Below are 10,162 nucleotides of genomic sequence, written 5' to 3' on the forward strand. Positions count from 1 at the left end.
GAGTGGTTGTGGCGGTAAGCAAAACTCTGTTTTAGGCGATAACTTCTCTACGAGACGCTGCGCGAACGTTAAGCTGCGCTAACGCACTCTCTCCCGTAAACCCAACAAATGCGATAACTTCGTTAAGCTGCGCTAACGCACTTTCCAAAAAACTAAAAGGCGATCGCCATCCACAAACCCAACAAATGCGATCGCACTTCCTCAATATCACAAATGTGTAGTGTGGCTATTTATTATCAGGGCAAATTTCTTTTCCCTTCTCAGGACGACTAGCAAGGTAATCATCCAACCAGCTACAACCTCGCTCTAACATTTTTTCTAGGTTATCAACTACAAATAAACGTATCATTCCATCATTACACGCAGCTGCAAGCAGCTTGCCATCAGGACTAAAACTCATCCAGTTAATATCATTTCGAGTTCTGTTGGCTGCACCATCTCTGGTTTTTAATTTGTTACTATTTATGTAGAACGTCCTCCCATCGAACAGCGTTGTTACAAAGAAATCAAAAAACCAGGTTTCCTAATTCGCATCAAAGCACCGCAGCAGATGGGTAAATCTTCTCTCCTAGCGCGGATTCTGCATCAATCAGAAAATCAAGGAAATATAACAGTAGCTATCGATTTTCAGCTAGCAGAAGAGGAGTTTTTCTCGGACTTAAATAAATTTATGGACTGGTTTTGCGATACCGTCACCGAAGCAGTTGCGGGAAATAATCGAGAATTACTCGAAAAATTGCTGCAACAACTCGATGAACATTGGAAATCGGGACAGCGCTTTGGCTATATGAAAACTTGTAAAAATTACTTTGAGCGCTATTTATTTCCAGAAATCGACTAACCGTTAGTTTTAGGCTTAGAAACAGTCGATAGATTATTTGAATATCCCAAAATCTACAGAGATTTTTTTGGATTATTACGCGCTTTACACGAAGAAGCCAAACGTCGAGATATCTGGAAAAAACTTCGATTGGTATTAGTATATTCCACCGAAGCTTATGTACCAGTAGATATCAACCAATCACCATTTAACTTTGGCTTGGCAGTGGAATTGCTAGAATTTCGCCACGAGCAAGTAAAAGATTTAGCCCAACGGCATCAACTCAATTGGAGCGATATAGAGGTAGAAAAGTTGACAGGATTGGTGGGAGGGCATCCATTTTTAGTGCGTTTAGCTCTGTATCAAATTGCTCGGCAAGAAATCAATTTAGCCGAATTTTTGCAAACCGCAGCCACAGCAGAAGGCATTTATAGTAAACATCTGCAACGCCTATAATCTATTTTGCAGCAACAACCAGAATTATGGGATGCAATGCAACAGGTTGCTTCTAGCAATAGTCCAGTACATTTGCCCAATGTTATTAGATTTAAATTATATAGTCTAGGGCTAGTAAAGTTACAAGGTGATGAAGTAACGCCGAGATGCAAGTTATACCGTCAATATTTTCGCAGTCATTAAAAAGACTATTTAACTAAATTAACTCAATTACAACGCCAGTTTGTACTCAAGTATCAATTGTAGATGATGGAATTGTCGAGTTCAACAGGCAATTCAATGTTACAAACAATCATCAAGTCCAACAAATTACTTCTAGCAGCTTTGGTTTTGGTATCAGCAGCAACATTCAATAGTCCCAAAGTTGATGCAAGAAATAGCCAGAATCTAAATCTAACTCAATTACCGACATCAAGCGCGAACTGCGATGCGTGCAACACCCAAGGTATCGCACCAGCACCAGAATGGAAAAAATTCTCTCCAGATGAAGGTAAATCCTCTATTCTCATGCCCGGTGAGGAAATTTCAGACGTGACACCAGAGAAAAGTGAAAAGCCTGACGGTGTTGAGTCTACAAAAATGTATCTGAGTACTAATGAAACAAATGTGTTTATGGTTAGCTATGCTGACTTTAACAATGATGTGACTCAGATTCCTTCAAGTGAATTATTGGATTCTGCTCTACAAGCAATGTTAAAGGATGGGAAAAAATTACTAAGTCAGGAAAATATTACTCTAGGTGCATATCCCGGCATAGAAATGAAGCTGTGAGATGAAAAAGAAGGAATTTTTATGACGGGTAGAGTTTTTATTGTTAATCAACGGTTGTATATACTCTCCGTTGGAAGCGATAAAAATCCTCAAGTCAGTGATGTCAGAAAGTTTTTTGACTCCTTCGAGTTGATACAGTAATTATCTTACTAGTTGCCGAATAGATTTTTTTAGCAACTATTAGGACTCCTGTCTGATTTTTGAACAAAATTTCAAATGAAACCCTGATAAAACAGTCTTTTAAGTCTCAGGATGTTTTCAAAAATCAAATCGGAGTCCTAATGTAACTCTTGTATGTTGTGATTATTGATACATAAGCTTTAAAAAAGTCTTTCCAGTAATTCTGCCAAATTGCCAAATAAGTTGCCTCTTATCTGAATTATTGTCTCATTTTCAGATAATATGACATTGGTACAGTTGACAAAAAAATTTGGCTTGAGTAGCTATTCCAAATTAGGTCTAATAGCTTTAGCACTAGTAATTTTTAGTTCAGATAAAATTACCCTTTCTGAATAAATATCCTCTCAGGTAAGGGCTATTGTTAAGGAATTTATATATTATGATTGCTACGTTAATTGTAGCTTGGATTGTCTTCGTAATATTGTGGAAGTTGTTGAAAGCCACTCTGAAGAACGCATTAACTATTGCCGCAATTCTGATTTTATTAAACATTAGTTTTGGCATTACTCCACAAGATATTTGGCATCACATCATGCAGTTTACTCAAAGTTTATCAAATATCCAAAGTGGCAAGTAAAAAGGAAGATTAATTCTATTTAGCACAAAATTAACTAGACAAGTAGGGGCAATTCATGAATTGCCCCTACTTTAGCAACTTATTAAGGATAGTTAAACTCTGACACAGCGTACTGCTCAATCATTATTTAATGCTGAAATCTTGGCTAACGCATCCTTAAAACTTGGCGGTAACTGACGCATAATCTTGCCTCTTTCGCGATCTAAAGCTACTAAAGTCACCTTGGCAGTAACGTATAATTGTTGTCCATCAGTTGAGACAATGGCATAATCCCAATTAATTCGGACACCTGTTACCTCAGCCATGCGCGTTTTTACTACCACTGCCATACCCAATTGAATTGAACGATGATAACGCAACGACAGTTCTACAACTGGCAAATCACAACCTATCGCAACTAAATCAGCAAATTCAATCCCTATAGATCGCAAGCATTCAATCCGCGCTTCTTCCATCCAAGCTACATAAGAACCGTGCCAGACAACACCAGAATAGTCAGTGTGGTGGGGTTGCACTCTTAGAGGATATTCAAACCAATTCCCAAATTCATGACTTGATGGATTGTCAAGGGCGGTGGTGGGTGGTAATTTTGGTTGGCTGGGTTTTTCTTGTGACATTTTCACTTTTCTAAGCACCTATAAATTTTCCAAATATGGAATAGCATAAAAATTCATTGCGTTCCATAACTTAATTGATTTAATATTTACACTTCCGAGTATAGGAGTGTTTTGTTATGCAGCCTAATCTCCGGTATGTTAGTCTTGTTACTTTAACTATACTTAGTTTACTCGGTTTTGGGATGGCATACCCAGATAATAACCAGGTAATTACAAATACAAGGTTGAGATACAACTTTGGAGAAAAAGCTCAAGCTTTACCCCAGAATAATCAGCTTTTAGAAATTGAAAGGCTCAATGAAGAAGCTATCAAAGAATCTTGGCAAGGTCAATCGGAAGAAGCGTTGCAGAGATTACAGCAAGCACTAGCCATTACTAGAGAACGTGGAGAGCGCTCTTGGGAAGCGGTAACATTCAATAACATCGGCAGAATCTACCAAAGTCAAAGAAAGTATCCTGAAGCACTTCAATCTTATCAGCAAGCCCTATTAATAAATAGAGAACTTGGGGATCTTGTTCGACTTGGCAAAACCTACAGTAACATAGGTTACTTATTTGATATCCAAAATCAACCAGAATTAGCAATTTTTTTCTACAAGCATTGCTTAATTAACCGTGAAAAAGCTCGCTTGAATCCATCAACATTGAGTGTGCCACAACCAAATGCTTACAGCATAACTGTTAGCCAGACATATCGGATTTTGGGTGAACAATTGCTCAAACAAGAACGTGTTGCTGAAGCACAAAGGACAATGGATTTACTCAAAGTTGAAGAACTAGAAGAATATCTCCAGACTGTGCCAGGTAATAAACGTACTGTCAAAGGTATTAATATAGCGGCTACAGAAAAACCAATTAAGCAAAAATTGGATCAAACCTTGGATAGTGCTGTTGTGTTGGGTAAAGAACTGACAACACTACGGAAAATTTCTCCCACGGAGCGATCGCTCGAACAGAAACAACGCATTGAGCAATTAGTCTTAAATCAACAGCAACTTTTGGATAAATTTAACGAATTTATCAATAGTCCTTCAGTGAAAGCACAGATAGATCAAATTAGCCGTACAGCTAGGCGGCAAAATTTGGATTTGGAGAATCTCAACGAACTTCGGGATAATTTGGCGAGATTGCCTCAAAAATCTGCAATCCTCTATCCACTGATTTTAAAAGATAGCTTGGAATTGGTATTAGTCATTCCTGAATCCCCACCGATTCATCGCACCGTTGCTGTAAAACGCGAAAATCTCCATCAAACAATTGCTACTTTCCGCCAAGCTTTAATCAATCCCAGCCGAAATATCAAAGTACCTGCACGCCAATTGTATGACTGGCTAATTAAACCTATAGAAAAAGACCTGAAGCAATCAAGTACACAAACTCTGATTTACGCTCCAGATGAGCAGTTACGCTATATTCCTTTAACTGCTTTATATGATGGCAAACAATGGCTAGTGCAGCGTTTGGGTGTCAATCACATTACATCTGCCAGTCTGACTAACTTAAATACCCCACAAGAATCTACTTTGCGGGTTTTAGCTGGTGCTTTTACTAAAGGTAATTATCAAATTAAAGTTGGGAATCGACAGGTTGCTTTTGCTGGTTTGCCCTTTGCAACGCAAGAAGTGGAAAACCTAGCTGCTACGGTTCCTGAAACTACGAAGCTTTTAGATGATGCTTTTAGCCCCAAAGTCGCTGTACCCCAAATGGATGATTATACAATTGTCCATTTAGCGACTCATGCAGCCTTTGTGGTTGGTAAACCAGAAGATTCGTTTATTTTATTCGGAAATGGCGATCGCGTTAACTTGAGAAATGTCGCCACTTGGTCACTCCCCCATGTCGATTTGGTAGTGTTGAGCGCCTGTGAAACCGGCTTAGGAGGTAAGTTAGGTAACGGTGAAGAAATTTTGGGCTTTGGCTATCAGATGCAACAAACCGGCGCAAGAGCCGCGATCGCTTCGCTGTGGTCTGTAGATGATGGTGGGACACAGGCACTTATGAGTGCTTTTTATGGGATACTCACCACCGATAAGTTGACTAAAGCTGAAACCTTACGACAAGCTCAAGTCTCATTAATTACTGGAGACTGGAAAGTAAGAAGCCACAATATACCCGTGGCAGCAGTTAGTAATTTTAGTCACCCGTACTACTGGGCATCCTTTATTTTAATTGGCAATGGACTTTAGGTGTTGATCGTTTCCCATCTCTGTCAAAAGATGCTTTGTTCAACTTTGTGGCTGATTGCCAACGAGAAAATTCATTAAAAATTTATAATTCAGGACTTATAATTCATAATTTCTTTATGTAAATAGGTTTTAACCCAAGCATAATTATGCAGATTGCTTGATAGTTGCAATTTTTCTTAACCTATTTTTTAGTTAGGAATCATGAATTAGTAATTACTAATTATTATGCTGATTCTGATTAACAGTGCGTTTTAACTTTCAGTTAAAAGCTCAAAATCAGGCTAGTGAGGTTTTAGCAGATAGAAAAAAATAGGCGATAGGCTACGAGCCAATCACTTGATGGTAATGGAGAACAGACTAAGAGCGATCGCTAACTAAGCCACCATTACCAATTACCGATAATCGATTTCTAATTTGCGATCGACCTTTGGAACCTTAATATTTCTTGGCAAGAATTTTAGAGTCTGTATCAGTTTGCATAGATTGCTTGATAAGATCAGCCAGTTCGTCCAGTTGGCTAATTGCCTCTGCGCCTTCTAGCTTCATTAATTCGCGGTCATCCCGCATTTCCGTCCAAGTAATCCCGTAATCGGACACCAAAAACCGAATCAGGTGGTTATCACCCAAGCTAACCATAAACGAGGCACTATTCATTTGGTCGCCACAGGTATAACAAGAAGCAGGATACCCGCGCCGCTCTAATACGACCGCCAAGGCTTGCAGGTTCATTACCAAGTCTTGGACGAATTGTCGATGTTGATGTGCTAGTCTCAGAAACACTTTTGTCCTCCAGACACCACAGTCATTTGAGTTTCTTTTATATTTTCTTTAGATTTTCTCATCCACTGGTATTGTAAACTATTCACTACAATTACCAGACAGATAATATTGAGTCGTTAATTGACTACCTTGTTTAGGGTAGTAGATCAGGGTTTTGAGCGCCGTATCAAACTATTCAGTTTGCAAATTAAAAATCTCGGACAGAATTGCTAAATTTAACTATATCTTTATACACTTCTGTCAGGGTAGATTCTTACATGAAGCATTCCGCTTTAAGAGTAACTTAAATCTAGCACTAGTCAAGTACAGAAAAGCTTCATATTTAGTTTTTACTGATGATGTGCAGCCAATTTCAGTGTCATTTAAGTCTATAACGTAGTTTTGCATCGTTATAGTGTCTCTTGCCTAGATGTTTAATCTGTTCTCTTTCTAACGTAGATTTTGGTATAAACCAATGATTACGTATACCAAATTTCCTCCTTCCGTATATATAAAGTTGAGCAGATGACAGTGCAAATTTGAGATTCAGTACTAAAAGCAGATTAAGTACAGTACTTTATACAACCTTCACGTAACCGAAAGATTAAGTCTGAGTGTAGAATCCAGAATGGATCAACTTAACACTGACAGTATCTAAACTCAGCAGAGCAATGTTGCCATTTAGGCAATATTTTCAGCCATTTTGGGATTATCCTCAAAAAGTAGTACGAACCAAAGCAGATAAATTTGGAAAGATAATTATCTTAGTTTGGTTTTGCCATAAAAAATGTATGTATAGTGTATTTCGATTATTTATTCAAACTGAGAAATTATTTTTTATTGAAAGTCGCAGGGGTATTGTTAACTCTTCCCGATACCTCAAAACTCCACCCATAAGAGGATGGAGTTTTTCATTGCTAACTAAACATTGCTTGTAGTGCTAACAAGTTTTTCCCCTTTTAACATCCGCGCCGCAGCTTCAAGGAGAGCTTCTTCGAGATAGGGCTTAGTAAAGTAGCCACTAGCACCGAGTTGAGCTGCAATTTGTCTGTGTTTGTCTGCACCCCGCGAGGTGAGCATAGCGATGGGTAGGTGATTGAGGTTGGAGTCTTTCTGAATGCGAGAGAGTAATTCCAGACCATCGCAACGGGGCATTTCGATATCGCAAAATACGATATCGCAAGGCAGACCGGAGCGGAGTTTATCCCAAGCTTCCTGTCCATCACGCGCCTGTTCTACGCGATAACCGGCTTTGTTAAATGTCAGGGATAGCAATTCTCGGACTGTAATCGAATCATCGACGATCAGCACTGTTGGGTCAATCTTCGCAGGAGAGGTGTCTATGGGAGCCCCTTTCTGTTGCCAAGAATTGCCACCCATTTGTGTAGAAATCCGTCCCTGGAAGATGTCAATTATTTCCAGCACATCAGCAATAGGCATAATCCGACCATCACCCAAGACCGTAGCACCAGCTACACCAATGGGTTTAGGCGCTGGGCCTTCAAATTGCTTAATTACAATTTCTTGTTCACTTAACACCAGGTCAATCTGTAGAGCAATCAAGGTATTTGCCGATCGCACCACAACCACAGAAACCATATCATCATCTCGCGTACCACCATAGACATTACCGCGACTGATTTGGCGATTGAAGGTTAAAAGCTCCTTCAGGGGTCGGAATGGCAGCACCGTATCGCGCCAGGAAATAAATGATTGTCCATTGGCATCGTGCTGAATATTTTTGACGGGAATATCCAGCGTATCTTCTACACCATCCATCGGGAAGGCGATCCTGGAGCGATCGGAGACGCAGCAGAGAGCTTTACAAATACTCAAAGTCAGTGGTAGACGAATCGTGAAGGTGGTTCCCTTGCCGATCGCAGAATCGGTGTTCACTGTCCCCCGAATTTCGCTAATTTCAGAACGCACTACGTCCATACCGACACCACGACCGGAAATTTCATCTGCTTGGTCTTTGATTGTAAAACCAGACTGGAATAGCAGATCGTAGACTTCCAGGCGAGACATGGCTTTTGCTTGCGCTTCTGTAATCATGCCAATCTTCACCGCTTTAGCCTTAACCTTGGCAGAGTCGATACCTGCGCCATCATCACCTACAGAAATGATCGTTTGGTTGCCTTGGTAGAAGGCACGGATAGTAATGATTCCCACAGGTGGTTTACCAGCAGCCTGTCGTTCTTCTGGCGTTTCAATACCGTGAGCGATCGCATTATTCAGCATGTGAGTTAATGGATCGGTCAGATGATCCAAAATCATCTTGTCAATTAAGGTATCGCCACCTTCGATTACCAACTCTACTTGTTTGCCACACTTGATGGCGTTGTCGCGCACTCCTCGCCGCCAGCGATCGATAGTTTGGGCAAAAGGAACCATTCGCGCTCTTGTTAATCCCTCTTGTAGCTGGGTGGTTACTTGGCGGAACTGCCTTGCGACTCGCTCAGTTTCTTCGGTGACAAAATCAATATCACTTGCCGACTCACGGACTCGCACAATGCGTTCGATCATCTGTTGTGAGAGTGTATGGAAGGGAGTAAAACGATCCATTTCTAACTCACTAAAACCCCTATCAGCATTGGAATCAGGCGCTTGTAAGCCAGAGTCTTTCTTTTTGCGTCCAGCTAATAGAGAGGCTTCTAAAAGCGATCGCTCGTACAACTCTTGCATCCTTGCGCCCACATCCGATAGTTGTTGTACCTGAATCAGCAAATTATCTAATGACTGCCGTAGCCGTTCATGATCTTGCTCTAAGGTATTGCGATTTACCACCAACTCCCCGACTAAATTACTCATATCGTCCAGTTGCTTAACTGGAACCTTCATCGTTTCTTCAAATCTTGCAGCCCGACGAGTAGAGGGACGGGGAGGTTTGCTGGTGTTCGATTTTGCTGTTGGTGAATGGGATATTGTTTGATCTGCTTCTGCCAACAACTTTTCCAAATCACCAAATTCATCTATAGCTGGTGGTGGAACGTCATTTTTCGCCAAGACTGGTTGAGTATTGAAGGGTTGGCGTTGGCGTAAGCCGTCGTGGACATTGCTGTCGTTATCTGTACCGAGCAGTTCTTCCAGGGCTGCAAAATCTACTTCTGGTATTGAGGTAGCTTTGGGGTTAAATGCTACTTCCTCTCCTAGTAATGCTTCCAAGTCTGCAAAATCATCTTCTGGAGCATCTACTTCAACGGTTTCTGTAGTTACCAATTCTTCAGTTGAGGCAAGAATAGTATTTTCGTCCTCGGACACTGTTACAGATTCAGATATCTCTCCTAAATCATATAAATCGGTTTCTACATCTTCTTGAATAATCGTTTGTGTGAAATCATTGATATCTTGCGAATCAATTGTTGCAGCGTTTTCTTCTAATTGTTCCTCGTTTCTTACTTCTAATAAAGCATTTGCAAAACCCAGATGTATGTCTTCTTCCAAATTCGGGTTTTCTGGTAATTCAAAAGCAGTTTCTAAGTTATTGTTCTCTTCCGTGCCTAAATTTTCTAAGTTTGTTTGGGCTGAATCTGAAGTTTCACCAAAACTAATATCTAAAGAAGTTTCTGCAAGAGATAGTTCATCCACAGTATTCTCTGTGGTTTCCATCTGAATATATGTTGAGTCTGTACCGACATCTTCAAATAGCAGTTGTGAATTTTCATCGAAAGAGCCGAACAAATCATCTGGTTGTGATTGGGCTGAATCTAAAGTTTCTGTAAGAGATAGTTCATCCACAGTATTCTCTGTGGTTTCCATCTGAATATAGGTTGAGTCTGTAGCGACATCTTCAAAC

At 40.2% G+C, this 10,162-nt stretch carries 8 protein-coding genes and 1 pseudogene; 4 read left to right on the forward strand and 5 right to left on the reverse strand.

Annotation, left to right across the window (positions count from 1 at the left end):
* Positions 1-31 precede the first annotated feature (31 nt).
* Positions 32-211 carry a hypothetical protein gene (locus V7K69_RS19875; RefSeq protein ID WP_335037361.1) on the reverse strand — a complete coding sequence of 60 codons (180 nt, stop codon included), beginning with the start codon at positions 209-211 and terminating at the stop codon, positions 32-34.
* A 15-nt stretch (positions 212-226) separates the two neighbouring features.
* The gene (locus V7K69_RS19880) at positions 227-490 is read right to left on the reverse strand and encodes a hypothetical protein (RefSeq protein WP_335037386.1); all 264 of its coding nucleotides are present in this window, start codon (positions 488-490) and stop codon (positions 227-229) included.
* On the opposite strand from V7K69_RS19880, the pseudogene V7K69_RS19885 reads away from it, so the two are divergent.
* The 3 genes and pseudogenes from V7K69_RS19885 (at position 461) to V7K69_RS19895 (ending at position 2,804) form a co-directional block, all read left to right on the forward strand.
* Positions 461-1,459: pseudogene (locus V7K69_RS19885) on the forward strand (AAA-like domain-containing protein). The gene V7K69_RS19880 and the pseudogene V7K69_RS19885 sit on opposite strands and share 30 nt — an antisense overlap.
* A 96-nt stretch (positions 1,460-1,555) precedes the next feature.
* Positions 1,556-2,047, forward strand: coding sequence for a hypothetical protein (locus tag V7K69_RS19890; RefSeq protein ID WP_335037363.1), 492 nt, complete (start codon positions 1,556-1,558; stop codon positions 2,045-2,047).
* 559 nt (positions 2,048-2,606) lie between these two features.
* Positions 2,607-2,804 (forward strand): hypothetical protein, encoded by a 198-nt coding sequence (locus V7K69_RS19895; RefSeq protein WP_114083805.1) that lies wholly within the window; start codon positions 2,607-2,609, stop codon positions 2,802-2,804.
* Positions 2,805-2,920: 116 nt separating this feature from the next.
* On the opposite strand, the gene V7K69_RS19900 is transcribed toward V7K69_RS19895, so the two are convergent.
* On the reverse strand, positions 2,921-3,421 hold the full coding sequence (locus V7K69_RS19900; RefSeq protein ID WP_335037365.1) for an acyl-CoA thioesterase: 501 nt from the start codon (positions 3,419-3,421) through the stop codon (positions 2,921-2,923).
* Positions 3,422-3,537: 116 nt separating this feature from the next.
* On the opposite strand from V7K69_RS19900, the gene V7K69_RS19905 reads away from it, so the two are divergent.
* Positions 3,538-5,607: a CHAT domain-containing protein gene (locus tag V7K69_RS19905; protein WP_335037367.1), complete on the forward strand. Its 2,070-nt coding sequence runs from the start codon at positions 3,538-3,540 to the stop codon at positions 5,605-5,607.
* A gap of 435 nt (positions 5,608-6,042) precedes the next feature.
* On the opposite strand, the gene V7K69_RS19910 is transcribed toward V7K69_RS19905, so the two are convergent.
* Positions 6,043-6,387, reverse strand: a complete 345-nt coding sequence (locus V7K69_RS19910; RefSeq protein ID WP_335037369.1) for a DUF1815 family protein — start codon at positions 6,385-6,387, stop codon at positions 6,043-6,045.
* Positions 6,388-7,287: 900 nt separating this feature from the next.
* On the reverse strand, positions 7,288-10,162 hold a 2,875-nt coding region (locus V7K69_RS19915), incomplete at its 5' end, for a hybrid sensor histidine kinase/response regulator (protein WP_335037371.1).

Origin of the sequence: Nostoc sp. (assembly GCF_036917775.1) — a bacterium.
Lineage (GTDB): Bacteria > Cyanobacteriota > Cyanobacteriia > Cyanobacteriales > Nostocaceae > Nostoc.